The sequence below is a fragment of the Pseudoduganella sp. GW821-FHT05F09 genome, from assembly GCF_059419605.1.
The window spans coordinates 59035-77927 of record NZ_JBWKSD010000011.1; the positions used below are offsets into that span (position 1 = coordinate 59035).

The window sequence follows — 18893 nt, forward strand, 5'->3', positions numbered from 1 at the left end:
ACGCACCATGCTGACAGAAATTTCCCCTGCTGCTGCGATGGCGGACAGCGGCTGCGAGGCGCGGCCTGTGCTGCGCCGGCGTGCCGCCAGCAGCGGCCACGGCACGGACAAGGTGGCGCAGGAGGCGCCGGTGGCGCTGGTGATCAACGGCATTTCATACGCCGTGATGATGGCCACGCCGGTGGGCCTGGAGGAATTCGCCGCCGGCTTTGTGCTGACCGAGGGCGTGGTCGCCGCGCGCGCGGACATCTACGAGATCGAGGTGCAGCGGCATGGCGCGGGCTACGAGGTGGCGCTGACGGTGGCGCAGCAGTGCTTTATGCAGATGAAGGAGAAGCGCCGCGCCATGGCGGGGCGCAGCGGCTGCGGCGTGTGCGGCATCGAGAGCCTGGCCATGCTGGACTTGGCGCCCGAGCGGGTGGCGGCGCCGTGGCGGGAACGCGATGTGGCGCCGGCCGTGGCGGTCGCCGCGCGCGAACTGGGGCGGCACCAGGCGCTGATGCGCGCCACCGGCGGCGTGCATGCCGCCGCCTGGTGCACGCCGGACGGCGGCATTGTGCACGTGTGCGAGGACGTGGGCCGGCACAACGCGCTGGACAAGCTGATCGGCCGGCTGGCCCTGCAGGGGACGGACATGCGCGAGGGCTTTGTGTTCATGTCCAGCCGCGCCAGCTACGAGCTGGCACGCAAGGCCGCGCGCATGGGCATTCCCATGCTGGCCACCATTTCCGCGCCCAGCTCGCTGGCCATCGACATCGCCGAGCAGGCCGGGCTCAAGCTGGTCAGTTTCTGCCGCCAGGATGGCTGTGTGGAGTACACGCTGCTGGATTAGGGTTCCATTCTGCTCTGATTGCTGGCTCAATGCCGTGGCATTGTATTTTTCGTCGCGCAAATCTCATCGGCGTGCGCATCGACGAACGCAAGCCGCTCTTCCTCGGAGAGACCGAATTCGTCTATCCAGTCGCGCACAGCGGCGTGCTCGTAATACGCGGTGCCGAGCACGAAGAGGCGCCGCACGAATCCGCGGATACCGGCCGGTGTGCGGAATCCGCGGGCGATGGCGGCTGCCATCCCTGCGACGACGACAGACCGAGCGGAGTCGCCGGCCAGCGTGGTCGGCGCCTCGCCAATCAACTCGTCGACGAAGGCATTGGCTCGTTTCGTCGCGAATGCCTCAAGCTGCTGTGAGCGGATGACGATCATATCTTGGGAATGTAGCACCCGTGAAGGTCAGTTAACCACTGCAGATATACGCCTTTCAGCAAGTCCTCCGTTTTACATGTACGATGAAAACTGAAACGCGCCCGCACGTCGTCAACCAACAAAACCATCTCTTTCTTGAGGATGATGTTATCTCGACAGCGAGGCTGCATGTTGAGCATCGTCGTCATGATCTTGGCCTCGCTCCAGCCAGGCTCCATGTCGGTTGCCTTCCCCGAGATGCATCGGCGCTTGCCGTAGAGGTTGGAGCGCTCGGACGATGCCAAGGGGAAGAGTCCGAGGGTTCCAGCGAGGTTGCATTCGTTGCTTGAGTCGACCTGATAGAAAGCCTCACCGACCGTATAGCGTCCCATTTCGATACCGAGCAAAAGCAGGATGGCGGTCAAATAAGTCGAATTGTCCTTGTTCGCCTCCACTCCGAATATCGTTACGAGAAGCGCAGCGAGTGCCTGGCGAAGCGCGGGATCCTGTGTGGGACAAACGCCAGTCCGCAGGAACGACAATACATCTTTCGCGAATTTCACGGGATTTTGAGCGCCAAACTCTTTGCCGATCCTGGGGTAACTCCAGTCATTTTTTTTCTTGCTCTGGTCAATGTCTTCGTCCTGCACGTCGACGTCATCATCGTCCTCGATGTCGACAAGGATCTGGACCTTCGCCTTGCTTCTTCCGGCAAAGAGTATGCGCGGATGCTTGCGGGCAGCAAGTTCATTTTTGATCGAACAGAGTTCCCGTTCGACCTGGATACCACTTTCACCAATTAGGATGTTGGAGTTGGACCTGAAGTACTCGGTGCCATGCGCTATCGCGAATGCACTGCTGCGCCGCTTTACGTAGAGCAGATGGCCGGCCATAGCCGTCCAGTGCTGGCCGCCGACAATCTGCAGTGTCTGCCTGCGGACCAATGCGAGGCCCGTATTGCGGTGTAGGGCGATGAATTTCTGGCAGACCTTTGCGGCAAGACGCACGAGTTGATAGCCGGTGAGACACCCGTCCGCGGTCTTCAACGACGTTCGCTCGTCGCAAGTGCCGCAACAATTCTTGAGATTCTGACAAGGACCAAGGCGGCGGCTCATATTGGGGCAACCCATGATGGGCGAAGAGTGCGGCAGGTCAAAGAGCGAGGGGAAGCGGAGCGGCACCGGCGTCACCGGCAAGCGCAGTGTCGGCTCGACGATTTCGATTTCGACGATGACGGGAAGGTGGTCGCTCAGCACGTTCGCGAGTGCGAGGTAGACGTTGATCGAGAACAGCCGCAATCTTTGCTGCTCGGGGACGTACTTGACCGCATTTCTCTTGGCTTGATTGTTCCAGAGGTTGGCCTTGTTAAAGAAATCCACAATTGGATCCGGCTCTGAGGCTGACGCAGCCGCCTCGCGACGAACGAGATCGATGTGCGGATGGCTGTTGTTCATTGCCACGAAGCGTTTGAAGGCGCTGACGAGCGCCGACGCGAACACCTCCGGTTCGGCGAGAAAGGCATTGAGGACCGTTGCCTTAATCGGCTCATAGTCGTGCTCCACAGGGTCATCATCGCCTTCGTCGATGACGCCGTCGAGGGGGGCATCGAGGACAATGCTGTTGGATTCGATACCGCTTGGGTCCTCGCCGAACGCGTCCGTTAGCTCCTTGTGTAGCGCGCTATTGCTTTCGGCAGCCTCGAGTAAATGGTCCCATAGTCCTGCAGTCATCGGTGGCATTGATGTACTGCCGATCACCAGCCTGTTTCTTACGTCATCAGGCATCACCGCGCCCAGGATATTGATGACTTTCGCCCTGAGGTCGCCCCAAGCGTAGCCGTCATCCGTCCGCACCAGAACCTGGTCGAAGTTCGAGCAGACGAAATGCTCAAACGTGAGTTCCTCATCATAGTGTTTAGCTCGAGGCTGCCTCGTACACGCGGCATGGACCGACATGCGCAGGGTGGTACGAAAGTCGTCTGAATAGCTGAGATTCGAGCACATGCCGGTGTCCGTGAGCGGCTCAAATGCCACTTCCGCCAAGTTGAGCACTTCCTCCTCGCTGGTGGGAAGATGGGGATCGGCACGCTCCTCAGCTAGTTCTAGCCTCTCATCAGCCTCCATCACAGCCCGCTCAAGCTCCTTGCGTTCATTCAGTATCTCCTGGGCCTTGTTTTTTAGTTCCAGGGTACTACTCTCCAACAACTGACTGATCTCCTGTTGTTGCAATTTCGCCTTCGCAAACCTTATGTCGCGCTTCTTACCCTTGCTGTTCGTCGCCGCCAATTCCTCCGCGGCCCAGAACTCCAGGTCCAGGACGTTTTGCGCGCATTGTGCAACCGGATCCTGCTCATCCAGTTTCTGCGCGAGCAGCTGCCGGTGCTCCGTCAAGGCATTCAGTGCGTCCATGTAATTTTGGTAAGCAAGGTTGTAGTTTTCGATGTGCTTAGCGGCTTGCTCCTTCGGTTTCACCACCATGTCGTCGTAAGCCTGCGCCTCGCGACGCTGCACGTGGTTGGCGGCCTCCTCGTCCAAGTTAAGGTCTGCGCAAAGTATCGTGTATGGAAATTTTTTGGGATTTGCGAAGACAGGCAGCTTCTTAAGCTCGCTGATCGCATGGCATGCGAGGAAGTAATCCTTAGGCGCGACCGACGGCGCGTGGAAGATGATCACGCGGAACTCCGGATAGCAGCTGAAGTGCCTGTTGGTGGGCAGGGGCCTGAACACGGCCTCCGCTGGCCGGCGAGTCACAACGTTGGAGAACCCAACAGGCCTGCGCTTACCCGACTCGTCTTTGGAATAGGGAATCTCCGCGCCAACGAGCTTGAAGCTCACCAGTTCGAATAGGTCCGGATTGTAGACGACGGCGTAGGTCTCGAGCCCGTTGCGTCCGCCGGTTCCGGTGTACGTGCCTGGGAATCGCACGCGCCAGCGTATCGTCGATATTTGGTTCATTTCCTCTACGATGCTGACGGCGTGTTTTAACCCGAAACCCTCCATTACTTCCATGAGACAAATGACGTCGGCGTTCATGCGCAGCATGACGGCCGCCAGGAGCTTGGTGACTGCAGGTTGATTGTGATGAAACTGTTTGCCGAGGGTTTTGATGTTCCACGATGCCACACGCAGCGGCGTGATGTCGTCATTCTCGTCCGCGCAGGCATCGCACGCGCAAACCGGGCACTTCAGCCGCCCGCATTTGCCACAAGGCCCCACGGCCAGGAATGGGTGTTTGTCGCAAGGCATCGAGATAACCTAGCGCATCGCCAGCGCGGATGGGTGCCCGTCTTCTGGATCGGTAAAGCGCTGCAGTGCGATGTCATTCATCTCAAGGCTCCTGTGCCGCTCTGTCCGGCAATGAGTTGACCAGCCACGGCGGCGCGATGTGCCGCAGCGCCTCCACCACGACAACGGCCCCCGCCCGCCATGCGGCCACAAGGACGCTTAGCCGGCCATCCCTGCTCACGTGTGTACCGCCGCAAGTTATTCAGACTTTAACATTCATGTCACTGTTAAATTCTAACCAATGTTCACAAAATGCCCAGTCAGCGCCATATATCCTGGTTTCCATCCGCCTTCCCACCAAGCCCTTTAAGCCGGTGATGTCGCTCAAACGGCCGCGTTAAAAATAATTTGCACGCTAATGAATTGTGCGCTATAGTTCGTTCCATGGCAGCGCCGGATACGGACCAGCAGCCATGACAAACATAGCGCACTAACTATTAACGCACAATATAACTTGGAGCTTCCTCATGAAAACCACGATCAAACCCGTCCTGCTGGCTTCCGCTGTTCTGTCCGCCGCCATCCTGTCCACCTTCGCCGCCACGCCGGCCCGCGCTGAAACCGCCGCCGACGACACTACGGTGGTACTGGTCCACGGCGCCTTCGCCGATGGTTCCAGCTGGGACAAAGTGATCCCGCTGCTGCAAGCCAAGGGCGTGAAAGTGGTGTCGGTGCAGAATCCGCTGTCCTCGCTGGCGGACGACGTGCAGGCCGCGCAGCGCGTGATCGACGCGCAGACCGGCAAAGTGGTGCTGGTGGGCCATTCGTGGGGCGGCGCCGTGATCACCCAGGCCGGCACCAGCGACAAGATCAAGGCGCTGGTGTATGTGGCCGCGTTTGCGCCGTCGGAAGGCGAGTCGCTGGGTTCGGTGGGCAAGAATTATCCGCTGCCGGCCGGCGTGCCGACGCTGCAGGAAGGCCCGGCCGGCTACCTGAGCCTGCCGGCCGCGTCCTTCGCCGCCAACTTCGCGCAAGACCTGCCTGCCGCCACCACCAAGGTGCTGGCCGCCACCCAGGGCCTGTTCCCGGCCAAGAACTTCGCCGAGCCGGTGACCGTCGCCGCCTGGAAGAACAAGGCCAACTACTACATCGTGGCCGGCAAGGACCGCATGATCGATCCGGGCCTGCAGCGCGATTTCGCCAAGAAGATCAACGCCGTCACCACCACCGTGCAGACCAGCCACGTGCCCATGGTGTCGCAGCCGAAGCAGGTTGCCGACGTGATCCTGGCCGCCGTCAAGCGCTAATGCTTGCTTAGTTGTACTTGGCCATTATGCGCTGCCACGCCGGATCATCCTTGAGCTTGCGGATGACCGGCGCCAGCTGGCGGTGTACGGCCGCTTTCGCGTGCGGCACCAGGAAGCGGCGCTCGGTTTGCCGGGCCGGCAGTTCGGTCAGCAGGAAGACCGCCTGGGCCGCGTGCGTCCGCATGTAGTAGCGCACCACCGACTCGGCCGCCGCCACGCAGTCCACGCGCCCCATGCGCAGTTTCTCCAGGTTGGCTTCCTCGCCGATGCCGTCGCTGCGCACCAGGCCCACGCGCTGTATCCAGTCATCCAGATCCGGGTAGACGTAACCCAGCACCAGACCCACCGAGCGGCCCGCCATGGCGCCGGACACCAGCGGCTTCAGGCCGGAGTCGGCCCGCGTCACCACCACAAAACGGTCCAGGGCGAACGGCGTGGTCCACAGGTATTTTTGCTGGGCCGTGTCGTCGAACCAGTGCGGCATCATGCCGATCACGATGCCGTCCAGGCGGTTTTCCTCCACCATCAGCTGCAGCCGCTTGCGCGGCAGATAACTCAGCTTGAAGTTCAGGCCGGGCAGCTTCTGCCGGTTCAGATAATCCACCATATCGTGGTAGACGCCGCTGTCCTCGCCCACCACCAGCGGCGCAAAATTGGCGCTGGTGTAGACCGTGACAGTTTCGGTACGGCAATATCCTGGCATGATGCTGGCGCCTAGCCATGCCAGGATGAGGAAGAGCTTTCTCATAGGATCAAAATATAGCACGCGCGCAATTGTGCGGAGCGGCGATGTGCAATCGGCGCCTGTATAATTTTATTCATGGAAAAACTGAGAGACTATGCGCAGATAGTTGCCGAGGCACGGCGCGGCCAGCTGGTGTTCCCCACCAGCGTGAACGCGGCTTTGCAATTGCAGCAGGCGCTGGCCGATCCGGATTGCCATGTGGAGGACGCGATCCGCAAAGTGCTGGCCGAGCCGGTGCTGGCGGCGCGCGCGGTGGCGCTGGCCAACTCGGCGGTATTTAGCCGCCTGGGCGGGCCGGTGGTGACCAGCGCGCGCGGCGCGGTGTTGCGGGTGGGCTACCGCAATCTGTATTCGCTGGCGGCGGCCATGGTTGTGCGCCAGTTCGGCGCGCGCATCCGCAACCCGCAGCTGCGCTACCAGGCCGACCAGCTGTGGCGGCATTGCGCCCATGTGGCCGCGTTGTCGCACGTGCTGGCGCGCAAGCTGACGCGGGTGGACCCGGACACGGCGCTGTTCGCCGGCATCATGCACGAAGTGGGCGGTTTCTATCTGCTGTCGCGCGCCGACGACATGCCGGGGCTGCTGGACGACCCGGACGCCCGCATGGGGGCGCTGCACGAGATCGTCACGCGCGAGCTGCTGGGCAAGCTCCTGGTGCCGGAGCCGGTGGCGGTGGCGATCGCCTCGCTGCGCGGCGGCGCCGTGTCGATTCCGCCCGGCGGCCTGCGCGACACGCTGCTGCTGGCCAAGCGCCTGGCGCCCTTGCGCTCGCCGCTGGCGCTGGCCGACGACGACGTGCTGGCGCGCCGCGCGGCGCTGGACGCCTACCTGGCCGGCAACGCGCTGATCGACGACATCCTGCTGGAATCCGCCGAGGAAGCGCGCTCGATGAGCGCGGCGCTGCTGGTGTAGGCCTTAGGCGGGCAGAGTGGCTTCGAGCAGGCGCACCAGCGACTGGATGCCTTCGGAGTCGACTTCGTCGAAGCGGTTCGGCAGCGGGCTGTCGAGGTCGAACACGCCGTGGATGGCGCCGCCGGCGAACACCGGCACCACCAGCTCGGAGCGCGAGTTGACGTCGCAGGCGATGTGGCCGGGGAAGGCGTGCACGTCCGGCACCAGGATGGGCTCGCCTTTTTCCACGGTGCTGCCGCAGACGCCGCGTCCTTTCTTGATGCGGATGCAGGCCGGCTTGCCCTGGAACGGTCCCAGCACCAGTTCATCGCCCTTGAGGAAATAAAAGCCGGCCCAGTTCAGGCCCGGCATGGTGTTGAACACCAGCGAACTGAAGTTGGCGGTATTGGCGATCACGTCGGTTTCGCCGGCCAGCAGGCCTTGCAGCTGGGAGCGCAGATCGGCGTACATGGCCTGTTTGGCTTCCGGGGTGTCGGTGCCGTAGGCGGCGTCGCTAATGGTAAAAGTCATAATGGCAGGTGAAAATAATGGCTGAGGGCAGTATCTTACGCCGGTCCGGCCAGGTTTGCCGGAGGATGTCCCTTGATCGCGCGCACGCGGCGCCGATATTGCGGTACAGTTTGATACGGGGCACATCCCGCCCATAGCCACCACAGGAACAGGAGCCGCAGTCCGAATGAATTCTCTCAGCCACAAGCTCCAGCCGCTGCCGCCGCAGCGCTATGCGCCGCAGGGCGGCGGCGACACGGGGCGCCTGGTGCGCGAGTTCGACTGGGCCGCCACCGCCCTGGGGCCGATGGACCAGTGGACGCCGGCGCTGCGCACCACCGTCGATATCCTGCTCAACACCCCCGTCGCCATGGTGCTGATGTGGGGGCCGGCGCACGTGATGATCTACAACGACGCCTACGCCGGCATTGCCGGCGCGCGCCATCCGCGTATCCTGGGCGCCACCGTGCAAGGCGGCTGGCCAGAACTGTGGGACTGGAACCGCGAAATCCTGGAAACCGGCTTCCGCGGCGAGTTCCTGCGCGTGCGCGAAGCGCCGATGACGGTGCTGCGCAATGGCATGCCCGAACAGGTCTGGTTCGACCTGGACTACACGCCGGTGCGCGACGGCGAGGCCGAGGTGGGCGGCGTGCTGTGCACCGTCAGCGCCGCCGCCTGGGGCCGGCCGCGCGAGCAGATGGAGCAGGCCTTGCGCGCCAGCCAGGACCGCCTGGCCGCCATCTTCGGCCAGGCCTCGGTGGGCCTGTCCGAGCTGGACCTGACCGGGCGCTTCCGCCGCGTCAACGGCGCGCTGTGCCAGATGCTGGGGCGCAGCGAGGAGGAGCTGCTGGGCCTGCACATGGACGACATCATCCACCCGCTGGACATGGACGAGAACCGTAAGCGGGTGGCGTGCCTGCTGGCCGACGGCGTGCCGTTCACGCTGGAAAAGCGCTACCTGAAGCCGGACGGCGACTGGGTCTGGATTTCCAGCAGCATGAGCCGTCTGGTCGACGAGGACGGCGAGCCGCAGGCGCTGATCGCGGTCAAGACCGACATCACCGAGCGGCGCCGCATCGAAGTGGCGCTGCGCGACCTGAACGACACGCTGGAGCAGCGCGTGGGCCGCGAGATCGCCGAGCGCGACAAGGCCGAGGACGCGCTGCGCCAGTCGCAGAAAATGGAGGCGGTGGGCCAGCTGACCGGCGGCGTGGCGCACGACTTCAACAATGTGCTGCAAATCATCTACGGCAATCTGCACCTGCTGCAGCAGGACGCGCCGGCCGCCGGCGCCGGCCGCCAGCGCCTGGCCATGGCCATCGCGGCGGTCGAGCGCGGCGCCAAGCTGTCCTCGCAGCTGCTGGCGTTCGCGCGCCGCCAGCCGCTGCAGCCGGTGGTGGCCAACCTGGGCCGCCTGGTCGGCAATATGGGCGAGCTGCTGCGCCGCACGCTGGGCGAGCCGGTGGAGGTGGCCACCATCGTCGGCGACGATTTGTGGAACACGCTGGTGGACCCGGGGCAGATTGAAAACGTGGTGCTGAACCTGGCCATCAACGCGCGCGACGCCATGCGCGGCGGCGGCAAGCTCACCATCGAGATCAGCAACGCCGTGCTGGACGAGTACTACGTGCACAACCTGCTCGACGTGCCGTCCGGCCAGTATGTGATGCTGTCGGTGAGCGACACCGGCTGCGGCATGCCGCCCGACGTGCTGCAGCGCGCCTTCGAGCCTTTCTTCACCACCAAGCCGGAAGGCCAGGGCACCGGCCTGGGCCTGTCGATGGCGTATGGCTTCGTCAAGCAGAGCCGGGGCCACATCAAGATCACCAGCGAGCCGGGCCAGGGCACCAGCGTCAAGATCTACCTGCCACGCTCCTGCGCCGAGGAAAGCCGGGAGCTGCCCGGCCTGGGCGGGCCGGCCAGCGGCGGCAGCGAGACCGTGCTGGTGGTGGAGGACGACCCCGGCGTGCGCGCCGTGGTGGTGGACATGCTGGGCGGCCTGGGCTACCGCGTGCTGCAGGCCGAAAACGGCGAGCAGGCGCTGGCGGTGATCGAGCGCGAGCCGGTCGACCTGCTGTTTACCGACGTGGTGATGCCGGGCGCCCTGAGCAGCCCGGACCTGGCCCGCGCCGCGCGCGCCATCCAGCCCGAGCTGGCGGTGCTGTTCACCTCCGGCTATCCGCGCAGCGCCATTGTGCACGGCGGCCGGGTGGACGCCGGCCTGGAACTGTTGAGCAAGCCCTACCGGCGCGACGAACTGGCGCGCAAGCTGCGCCACGTGTTCAACAACCGCAGCCAGGAAAAGCTGGCGCGCGGCCGCAGGCTGGAGCCGGGCGCAGCGACAGCCATCCCCGCCTTCGCGCCCGGCAGCGCGGCCCGCGCGCTGCGCATCCTGGTGGTGGAGGACAATCTCGATTCGCAGCAGATGGTGTGCGAGCTGATCGGCATGCTGGGCCACCACGTCAGCGGCGTGTGCGACGGCGAGCAGGCCTGGGCGCTGCTGGAGGCCGAGCGTTTCGACATCCTGTTTACCGACATCAGCCTGCCCGGCATGTCCGGCATCGACCTGGCGCGGCGCATGCTGGCGGCGGGCCAGCCCACCCGCATCATCTTCTCCACCGGCTACGGCAAGGAAGCGCTGTCCCAGCTGGAATTCCCGGCCGGCGTGCTGCGCAAGCCCTACGACCTGGCGGAACTGCAGGCCGCGCTCGACCATACCTAGCGGCCCTCCTACGGCTGCTGTAGGCGGCGTCCTATGGCGTGCGCCCCATCCTGCGCTTACAGTGGCTATACCACGAGAGCGAGGCGGAGACTATGGCAAGCAGCAAGAGCAAACGCAACAGCGGCGCGGCGGAACAGCGGCGCGCGGCGAAAGAGGCGACGGCGCGCACGCGCCTGATCGGCGATTTGCTGCGCCGCGTATTCGGCGTGGAAAGCCTTCGTCCCGGCCAGCGCCAGGTGATCGACAGCGTGCTGGCCGGGCGCCACACACTGGCCATCATGCCCACCGGCAGCGGCAAATCGCTGTGCTACCAGATTCCGGCCTCCATACTGCCGGGCGCCACGGTGGTGGTGTCGCCGCTGATTTCTCTCATGCAGGACCAGCTGGAAAAGCTGGAGGAAATCGGCATCCGCGCCGCGCAGCTCAACAGCAGCCTGCCGCGCGCCGAGGAGCTGGAGGCGCTCGAGAGCATACGAGCGCGCAGCAGCGGCATCATCTTCTGCACGCCGGAGCGGCTGGCCATGCCGGAGTTCCTGGCGCTGCTGCAGGGCAGCGGGGTGGACCTGCTGGTGGTCGACGAGGCGCACTGCATTTCCCATTGGGGCCATGACTTCCGTCCGGCCTACCTGGGCATAGGCGCGGCGGTGGCGGCGCTGGGCCGTCCGCCGGTGCTGGCGCTGACCGCCACCGCCACCAGCGAGGTGGTGGACGACATCGCCCGCCAGCTGGGCGTGGCGGACCTGAACGTGATCAACACGGGCATCTACCGGCCCAATCTGCACTACCGCGTGGTGCAGAGCACCAACCCGGACGAGAAGCGCGCGCAGGCGCTGGAGCGGGTGCGCAGCGAGACCGGCGTGGGCATAGTGTACGCGGCCACGGTCAAGGCGGCCGAGGAGATGCATGCGCTGCTGGAAGCGGAGGGCGAAAGCGTGGCGCTGTACCACGGCAAGCTGCCCGCGCAGCAGCGCAGGGATAGCCAGGAGCAGTTCATGACCGGGGCGCGCCGCGTGATGGTGGCCACCAACGCCTTCGGCATGGGCATAGACAAGGCCGACGTGCGCTTCGTGCTGCATCTGCAAGTGCCGGCCAATCTGGAGGCGTATTACCAGGAGTCCGGCCGCGCGGGGCGTGACGGGCAGGCGGCCAACTGCACGCTGCTCTACCTGCAGGCCGACAAGCGCTTGCAGCAGTTTTTCCTCGTCAAGCACTACCCGGAGGCCAATGAATTGCGGGCGGTGTACGACGCCGCCTGCAAGCTGGCGGACGGCGGTCCCTTCTCCTTCGACGCGCTCAAGGCCGAACTGGGCGAGGCCGCCCCGGCCATGCTGCAGGTTTGCCTCAAGCTGCTCAAGGACGGCAAGCTGCTCAGGCAGAACCGCCGCCTGGCGTGGCAGCCGGCGGCGGGCGAGCCTTCCGCCGCGCAGTTCGAGCGCCTGGCCAGGGTCTACGCCGACAAGCAGGAGCGCGACCGCGAGGCGCTCGAGCAAATGGTGGGCTATGCGCAAAGCGGCTACTGCCGCTGGAAGCTGCTGCTCGACTATTTCGGCGACGAGACGCCCGGCTTCGAGCGCTGCTGCCAGTGCGACAACTGCCTGGCGCCGCCCCAGGCGGCCTTCGATCCCGGCGAGGCCTTCGCCGCGCCCGAGCCGCACCAGGAGGAGACGGTTCCGGCCCGTCCGCCGATAGAAGTGGGCAGCCGGGTCAAGGTGGCCAAGTTCGACATCGGCACCGTGCTGTCGGTGGCGGGCGGCCAGGTTACGATAGCGTTTCCGGAAAATACAACCAAGACTTTCATGGCCGAGTTTGTCGAGCCGCTTTAGCCTGGGAGGAAGGCCCATGTCCGACATGGTGGTAGTGCGCAAGGAGGGCCTGTACTGCGTGCCCGGCGACTTCTATATCGACCCGTGGCGGCCGGTGGCCAGGGCCGTCATCACGCACGCGCATTCCGACCACGCCCGCTACGGCCATGGCCACTACCTCACGGCCGCCCCAGGCGTGAACATCCTCAAGTCGCGCCTGGGGGACATCAATGTGCAGGGCCTGGAATACGGGGCGGAAGTGGTGCACAACGGTGTGCACATTTCGCTGCATCCGGCCGGCCACGTGCTAGGCTCGGCGCAGGTGCGCATGGCGTACCGCGGCGAAGTGTGGGTCGCCTCCGGCGACTACAAGGTGGAGGCCGACGCCACCTGCGCACCGTTCGAGCCGGTGCGCTGCGACACCTTCATCACCGAGTCCACCTTCGGCCTGCCCATTTACCGCTGGCAGCCGCAGGAGCAGGTCTACGCCGACATCAACGCCTGGTGGGCGCGCAACGCGGAGCAGGGCCGCGCCAGCGTGCTGCTGGGCTATTCCTTCGGCAAGGCGCAGCGTATGCTGAGCGGGCTCGATCCGTCGATTGGCGCCATCGTCTGCCACGGCGCGGTGGAGCCGCTCAACCGCGTGTACCGCGCCGCCGGCGTGGCGCTGCCGGAGACGCGCATGGTGACGGAGGTGGACAAGGCCGATCTGCGCCGCGCCATCGTGCTGGCGCCGCCGTCGGCGGCCGGCTCGCCGTGGATCAAGCGTTTCGGCGACTACAGCGACGCCTTCGCCAGCGGCTGGATGCTGCTGCGCGGCGCGCGCCGGCGGCGCGGCGTGGACCGGGGCTTTGTGCTGTCGGACCACGCCGACTGGCCGGGCCTGATGTCCGCTATCAAGGCCACCGGCGCGCAGCGCGTCATCGTCACGCACGGCTCGATACCGGTGATGGTGCGCTGGCTGTGCCAGAACGGCCTCGACGCCAGCGGCTTCGACACCGAGTACGGCGACGACGAGGCGGAGGAGGCCGAGGTGACGCATGCGTGAATTCGCCCGCCTGTACGCCGAACTGGACGAGACCACGTCCACCAGCCGCAAGCTCGACGCGCTGCAGGCCTATTTCGCCAGCGCGGCGCCGGAGAACGCGGCGTGGGCGGTGTATTTCCTGGCCGGCGGCAAGCCGCGCCAGGCGGTACCGGTCAAGCTGCTGCGCCAGTACGCCACCGAATTCGCCGGCCTGGACGAGTGGCTGTTCGACGAGTGCTACCACGCCGTGGGCGACCTGGCCGAGACCATCGCGCACATCCTTCCCGCGCCGCGCCGGCACAGCGACGCGGGCCTGGCGCAATGGGTGGAACAGCGCATTGCGCCCCTGCGCGGCGCGGCGCCGGAGACCATACGCGAGGCCTTGTTCCGCTACTGGGACGAACTGGAAACGCGCGAGCGCTTCCTGCTGGTCAAGCTGATAGGCGGCGGCTTCCGCGTCGGCGTGTCGCGCCTGCTGGTCACGCGCGCGCTGAGCGCCATCGCGGCGGTGGACGCGAAAGTGATCGCGCAGCGGCTGATGGGCTGGACCGACGGCCGCGTCAGTCCCACGGCGCAGGGCTTTCTGCAACTGGTGGGCGCGCAGTCGGCGGACGAGCACGCGCAGCGTGGCGGCCAGCCCTATCCCTTCTTCCTGGCGCACCAGCTGCAGGCCGCGCCCGAGTCGCTGGGGGCGCTGGAGGACTGGCAGGCCGAGTGGAAATACGACGGCATGCGCGCGCAGTTGGTGTGCCGGGAAGGGAAGAACTGGCTGTGGTCGCGCGGCGAGGAATTGATCACGGACCGCTTCCCCGAGCTGGCCGCGCTGCCGCTGCCGGAAGGGACGGTGATCGACGGCGAAATCCTGGTCTGGCGCGGCGCCGATGCCCCGGCGCCGGCCCCTTTCGCCGAGCTGCAAAAGCGCATCGCGCGCAAGACCCTGTCGGCCCGCATGCTGGGCGAGCTGCCCGCCGTGCTGGTGGCCTACGACCTGCTGGAGCAGGACGGCGCCGACCTGCGCGCGCTGCCGCAGCGCGAGCGGCGCGCCTTGCTGGAAGCGCTGGTGGCGGCGCTGGCGCTGCCCGCCTTGCGCCTGTCGCCGCTGGTGCGGGCGCAGAGCTGGGAGCAGCTGGCCGGCATCCGCGCCGAGTCCCGCGCGCGCGGCGTGGAGGGGCTGATGCTGAAGGCGGCGTCCGCGCAGTACGGCGTGGGGCGCACCAAGGACGTGGGCACGTGGTGGAAGTGGAAAATCGATCCCTACTCGGTGGACGCGGTGCTGATTTATGCGCAGGCGGGCCACGGGCGGCGCGCTTCGCTGTACACGGACTACACCTTTGCGGTGTGGGACGGCGAGGAAGACGGCCGCCAGCTGGTGCCGTTCGCGAAGGCGTATTCGGGACTGACCGATGCGGAGATCGCGCAGGTCGACAATGCCATACGGCGCACCACGATAGAAAAATTCGGGCCGGTGCGCAGCGTGAAGCCCAGCATGGTGTTCGAGATCGGCTTCGAAGGCATTGCGCTGTCGCCGCGCCACAAGTCGGGCATTGCGGTGCGCTTCCCGCGCATCCTGCGCCGCCGCAACGACAAGACCGTGGACGACGCCGATACGCTGGAAACGCTCAAGGGCCTGCTGGCCGGCGCCGCATGAATGGCCCGGACGCGGCGCAGGTGGACGCGTGGTTCGCCGCCCGTGGCTGGGCCGTGTTCCCTTTCCAGCGCGAGGTGTGGCGCGCCGCGCTGGCCGGCGCATCCGGGCTGCTGCATGCGACCACAGGCTCGGGCAAGACCTACGCGGTCTGGTTCGCGGCCTTGCTGCGCGCGGGCGCACAGGCGCCGCGCCGCAAGACCGGCCTGCGCGTGCTGTGGATCACCCCCATGCGCGCCCTGGCTGCGGACACGTTGCGCACGCTGGAGTCGTCCGCAGCCGAGCTGGCCCCCGGCTGGACCGTCGCCGCCCGCACAGGCGACACCGCCTCCGCCGAGCGCGCCCGCCAGGCCAGGCGCCTGCCGGACGCGCTGGTGACCACGCCCGAATCGCTGACCCTCATGCTCAGCAAGCCGGACGCCGCGCAGCAATTCGTCTTGCTGGACATGGTGGTGGTCGATGAATGGCACGAACTGATGGGCAACAAGCGCGGCGTGCAGACCCAGCTCGCGCTGGCGCGGCTGCGCCGGTGGAATCCGGAGCTGCCGGTGTGGGGACTGTCCGCCACGCTGGGCCAGCTTGAGCGCGCCAGGGACGTGCTGCTCGGCGAGGGGCAGGGCGTGCTGGTGGAAGGCCATGTGCGCAAAGACCTGCTGATCGACACCCTGATTCCGGACCATCCCTCGCGCTTTCCCTGGGCCGGCCACCTGGGCATGCAGATGCTGCAGCCGGTGATCGCCGAGATCGAGCGGCACGCCACCACGCTGGTGTTCACCAACACGCGTTCGCAGTCCGAGCTGTGGTACCAGAACCTGCTGGACGCCCGCCCCGACTGGGCCGGTTTGATCGCGCTGCACCACGGCTCGCTGGACCGGGAGGTGCGCGCCTGGGTGGAGCAGGGCCTGAAGAGCGGCGCGCTGAAAGCCGTGGTGTGCACTTCCAGCCTGGATCTCGGGGTGGACTTCCTGCCGGTCGAACGCGTGCTGCAGATCGGCAGCGCCAAGGGCGTGGCGCGGCTGCTGCAGCGGGCCGGACGCTCCGGCCACGCGCCCGGCCGCAGCTCGCGCATCACCCTGGTGCCCACGCACAGCCTGGAGCTGCTGGAAGCGGCCGGCGCGCGCCAGGCCGTGGCGCAGCGCCGCATCGAGTCGCGCGCCGCGCCGGACAAGCCGCTGGACGTGCTGGTGCAGCACCTGGTCACCATCGCGGCGGGCGGCGGCTTCCGTTCGGACCAGCTGCTGGCGGAGGTGCGCGGCGCCTGGTCCTACCGCGGCCTGACGGAGCAGGAATGGCAATGGGCGCTGGACTTCGTGGCGCGCGGCGGGCAAAGCCTGGTGGTATATCCCGAATACCGCCGCGTGCTGCCGGACAGTGAGGGCGTGTACCGCGTTCCGGACGCCGCCATCGCGCGCCGCCACCGCATGGGCATAGGCACCATCGTTTCCGAGGCCAGCATCCAGGTCAAGTTCATGAACGGCGGGCGTATCGGCACGGTGGAGGAGTCCTTTATTTCGCGGCTGCGCAAGGGCGACCATTTCCTGTTCGGCGGGCGCATACTGGAATTCGTGCGGGTCCACGAGATGACGGCCTACGTGCGGCGCGCCACCGGCGGCAAGGGCGCCGTGCCGCGCTGGCAGGGCGGCAAGATGCCGCTGTCGTCCGAGCTGGCGCACGCGGTGCTCGAGCAACTGCGGGACGCCGCGCAAGGCCGCTATGCGGAACCGGAGATGGCCGCCGTGCGCCCGCTGCTCGAAGTGCAGCAGCGCTGGTCCGCCCTGCCTGCGCCGGACGCCACGCTGGCCGAGTCCATGCAAAGCCGCGAGGGGCGGCACTTGTTCCTGTATCCCTTTGCTGGCCGCGCGGTGCACCTGGGACTGGCCTCGCTGCTGGCCTGGCGGGTAGCGCGCACGCAGCCGGCCACCTTCTCCATTGCGGTCAATGACTATGGCCTTGAACTGCTGGCGGCGGACGGGGAGGGCGCGCCGGACTGGCGCGCGCTGCTCAATGCGGGCCAGGGCAGCTGCTCGCCGCTGTTTAGCACCAGCCATTTGCTGGAAGACGTGCTGGCCAGCCTGAACGCCGGCGAGCTGTCGCAGCGGCGCTTCCGGGAGATTGCGCGCATCGCGGGGCTGGTGTTCCAGGGTTATCCGGGCCAGCCGAAAAGCGCGCGCCAATTGCAGGCCTCGTCCTCGCTGTTCTTCGAGGTCTTCCGCAAGCACGACGCGGACAATCTGCTGCTGACGCAGGCGCAGCGCGAAGTGCTGGAGCAGGAGCTGGAACTGGAGCGCCTGCGCGCGGCTTTGCTGGAGCTGCAGCGGCGCAGCCTGTCCTTGCACGAGGTGAAGCGCGCCACGCCGTTCGGCTTTGGGCTGATGGTGGAGCGCTTCCGCGAAAAACTGAGCACCGAGAAGCTGTCGGACCGCGTGGCGCGCATGCTGCGCGAGCTGGAAAAGGCGGCCGGGCCATGAGCGGCGGCGCTTGCGCCATCGAGCTGGCCGGCGAGACGGTGCTGCTGCTGGCGGAGAAGGCCTTGTACTGGCCGCGCCTGCGGCTGCTGGCGGTGGCCGATATTCATTTCGGCAAGGCGGCGTCGTTCCGCGCGCTGGGCGTGCCTGTGCCCGGCGGGACCACGGCGGACAACCTGGCGCGGCTCGATCTGCTGCTGGCCGCGCACGGCGTGGCGCATCTGGTTTTTCTCGGCGACTTCCTGCACGCCAAAGCGGCGCGCGCGCCGGCTACGCTGGCGGAGCTGGCGCGCTGGCGCGCGCGGCACCCGGCGCTGCGCCTGACGCTGGTACGCGGCAACCACGACCGGCACGCCGGCGATCCGCCGCCGGCGCTGGGCATGGAGCTGGCCGACGAACCGTTTGCGCTGGCGCCGTTTTCGTTTTGCCACCATCCGGAACTGGACGCGACTGGCTATGTGCTGGCGGGCCATGTGCATCCGGTGTTCCATCTGGCGGCGGGGCGCGATGCGCTGCGCCTGCCTTGCTTCGTGGCCGGCGGGCGGCGCGCCATCCTGCCCTCGTTCGGCGCCTTTACCGGCGGCCATGCGCTGCGGATGGCCGCGGACGACAAGGTGTACCTAGTGGCGGGCGACAAGGTGCTGCCGCACCTAATGTTGAACGCCGGAAGGTAAGCAAAACTCGGTCACGAAATGCGGGACAGTTCCTACGCCTTGTCTTGCAAGTGTCCTATGTGCGCTGCGAAATCGATGCACTACCATGAGTTTCTCTATCCACGACAGGAGACTCACCATGGCTAGCAATCAAGGCAAAGGGCAGGACAACAAAGGTAGCAGTGCAAGCAGCGGCAGCAGCAGTGGCAGCAAGCAGGGCGCTTCGCAGTCCAGCAAGCAGAGCGGCGACACCAGCAACCGCGGCTTCGCTTCCATGGACCCGCAGCGCCAGCGCGAAATCGCCGCCGAGGGCGGCCGCGCAGCCCACGAGAAAGGCACGGCCCACGAGTTCACTTCCGAGGAAGCACGCCGCGCCGGCAGCATGAGCCACAAGAACGACCAGAGCAGCCAGAGCAGCTCGGCCGGCTCCGGCTCGCGCAGCGGTGGCCAGGGCGGCAACGAAGGCAGCAGCCGGGGCGGCAACCAGGGCGGTAGCCAAGGTAGCAGCCAAGGCGGCAGCAAGAGCGGCCGTTAAGCCTGCACTGCAGTAACACAAACCATCTTTACAGAAATACCTGGCGCCAGCCGACTGGCGCCAGGTATTTTTTTGCATTGACGTTTTGTATGTAAGCTGCAAAGAAAGATATCGTAATGTAACAATTGCCATCGCTGATTGACTTCGCAAATGATAATCATTATCATTCTCAACTCAATGACCTA

14 protein-coding genes are annotated in these 18893 nt (G+C 66.0%); 10 read left to right on the forward strand and 4 right to left on the reverse strand.

What is annotated here, in order from left to right:
- Positions 1-7 precede the first annotated feature (7 nt).
- Positions 8-832 carry a formate dehydrogenase accessory sulfurtransferase FdhD gene (gene fdhD, locus AC07S4_RS27650; protein WP_494989658.1) on the forward strand — a complete coding sequence of 275 codons (825 nt, stop codon included), beginning with the start codon at positions 8-10 and terminating at the stop codon, positions 830-832.
- A gap of 26 nt (positions 833-858) precedes the next feature.
- On the opposite strand, the gene AC07S4_RS27655 is transcribed toward fdhD, so the two are convergent.
- Positions 859-1203: a hypothetical protein gene (locus tag AC07S4_RS27655; RefSeq protein ID WP_494989659.1), complete on the reverse strand. Its 345-nt coding sequence runs from the start codon at positions 1201-1203 to the stop codon at positions 859-861.
- Complete coding sequence (locus tag AC07S4_RS27660) at positions 1200-4427, reverse strand: exonuclease/endonuclease/phosphatase family protein (RefSeq protein WP_494989660.1); 3228 nt, start codon at positions 4425-4427, stop codon at positions 1200-1202. Before AC07S4_RS27660 ends, AC07S4_RS27655 begins: the two co-directional genes overlap by 4 nt.
- Before the next feature lie 506 nt (positions 4428-4933).
- Between AC07S4_RS27660 and AC07S4_RS27665 the strand changes: the two genes are divergently transcribed.
- The gene (locus AC07S4_RS27665) at positions 4934-5713 is read left to right on the forward strand and encodes an alpha/beta fold hydrolase (RefSeq protein WP_494989661.1); all 780 of its coding nucleotides are present in this window, start codon (positions 4934-4936) and stop codon (positions 5711-5713) included.
- A gap of 7 nt (positions 5714-5720) precedes the next feature.
- Here AC07S4_RS27665 and AC07S4_RS27670 read toward each other — a convergent pair whose 3' ends face one another.
- Positions 5721-6461, reverse strand: a complete 741-nt coding sequence (locus tag AC07S4_RS27670) for a substrate-binding periplasmic protein (protein WP_494989662.1) — start codon at positions 6459-6461, stop codon at positions 5721-5723.
- A 72-nt stretch (positions 6462-6533) separates the two neighbouring features.
- Here AC07S4_RS27670 and AC07S4_RS27675 point away from each other — a divergent pair, with 72 nt between their 5' ends.
- Complete coding sequence (locus tag AC07S4_RS27675; protein WP_494989663.1) at positions 6534-7370, forward strand: HDOD domain-containing protein; 837 nt, start codon at positions 6534-6536, stop codon at positions 7368-7370.
- Between the two features lie 3 nt (positions 7371-7373).
- On the opposite strand, the gene AC07S4_RS27680 is transcribed toward AC07S4_RS27675, so the two are convergent.
- Positions 7374-7880: a GAF domain-containing protein gene (locus AC07S4_RS27680; RefSeq protein WP_494989664.1), complete on the reverse strand. Its 507-nt coding sequence runs from the start codon at positions 7878-7880 to the stop codon at positions 7374-7376.
- A gap of 166 nt (positions 7881-8046) precedes the next feature.
- On the opposite strand from AC07S4_RS27680, the gene AC07S4_RS27685 reads away from it, so the two are divergent.
- From AC07S4_RS27685 to AC07S4_RS27715, 7 genes are all read left to right on the forward strand, one after another.
- The gene (locus AC07S4_RS27685; protein ID WP_494989665.1) at positions 8047-10581 is read left to right on the forward strand and encodes a response regulator; all 2535 of its coding nucleotides are present in this window, start codon (positions 8047-8049) and stop codon (positions 10579-10581) included.
- Positions 10582-10673: 92 nt separating this feature from the next.
- Positions 10674-12404, forward strand: coding sequence for a RecQ family ATP-dependent DNA helicase (locus AC07S4_RS27690; RefSeq protein WP_494989666.1), 1731 nt, complete (start codon positions 10674-10676; stop codon positions 12402-12404).
- Positions 12405-12420: 16 nt separating this feature from the next.
- A complete protein-coding gene (locus AC07S4_RS27695; RefSeq protein ID WP_494989667.1) occupies positions 12421-13431 on the forward strand; it encodes a ligase-associated DNA damage response exonuclease in 1011 nt (336 codons plus the stop codon).
- Positions 13424-15058, forward strand: a complete 1635-nt coding sequence (locus AC07S4_RS27700) for an ATP-dependent DNA ligase (RefSeq protein WP_494989668.1) — start codon at positions 13424-13426, stop codon at positions 15056-15058. The genes AC07S4_RS27695 and AC07S4_RS27700 overlap by 8 nt, the downstream gene beginning before the upstream one ends.
- Entirely contained in the window at positions 15055-17523 is a 2469-nt protein-coding gene (locus tag AC07S4_RS27705) for a ligase-associated DNA damage response DEXH box helicase (RefSeq protein ID WP_494989669.1), read from the forward strand. Before AC07S4_RS27700 ends, AC07S4_RS27705 begins: the two co-directional genes overlap by 4 nt.
- Entirely contained in the window at positions 17520-18194 is a 675-nt protein-coding gene (gene pdeM / locus AC07S4_RS27710) for a ligase-associated DNA damage response endonuclease PdeM (RefSeq protein WP_494989670.1), read from the forward strand. The genes AC07S4_RS27705 and pdeM overlap by 4 nt, the downstream gene beginning before the upstream one ends.
- 118 nt (positions 18195-18312) lie before the next feature.
- Positions 18313-18708, forward strand: a complete 396-nt coding sequence (locus tag AC07S4_RS27715; protein ID WP_494989671.1) for a KGG domain-containing protein — start codon at positions 18313-18315, stop codon at positions 18706-18708.
- The last annotated feature ends 185 nt before the right edge of the window (positions 18709-18893 follow it).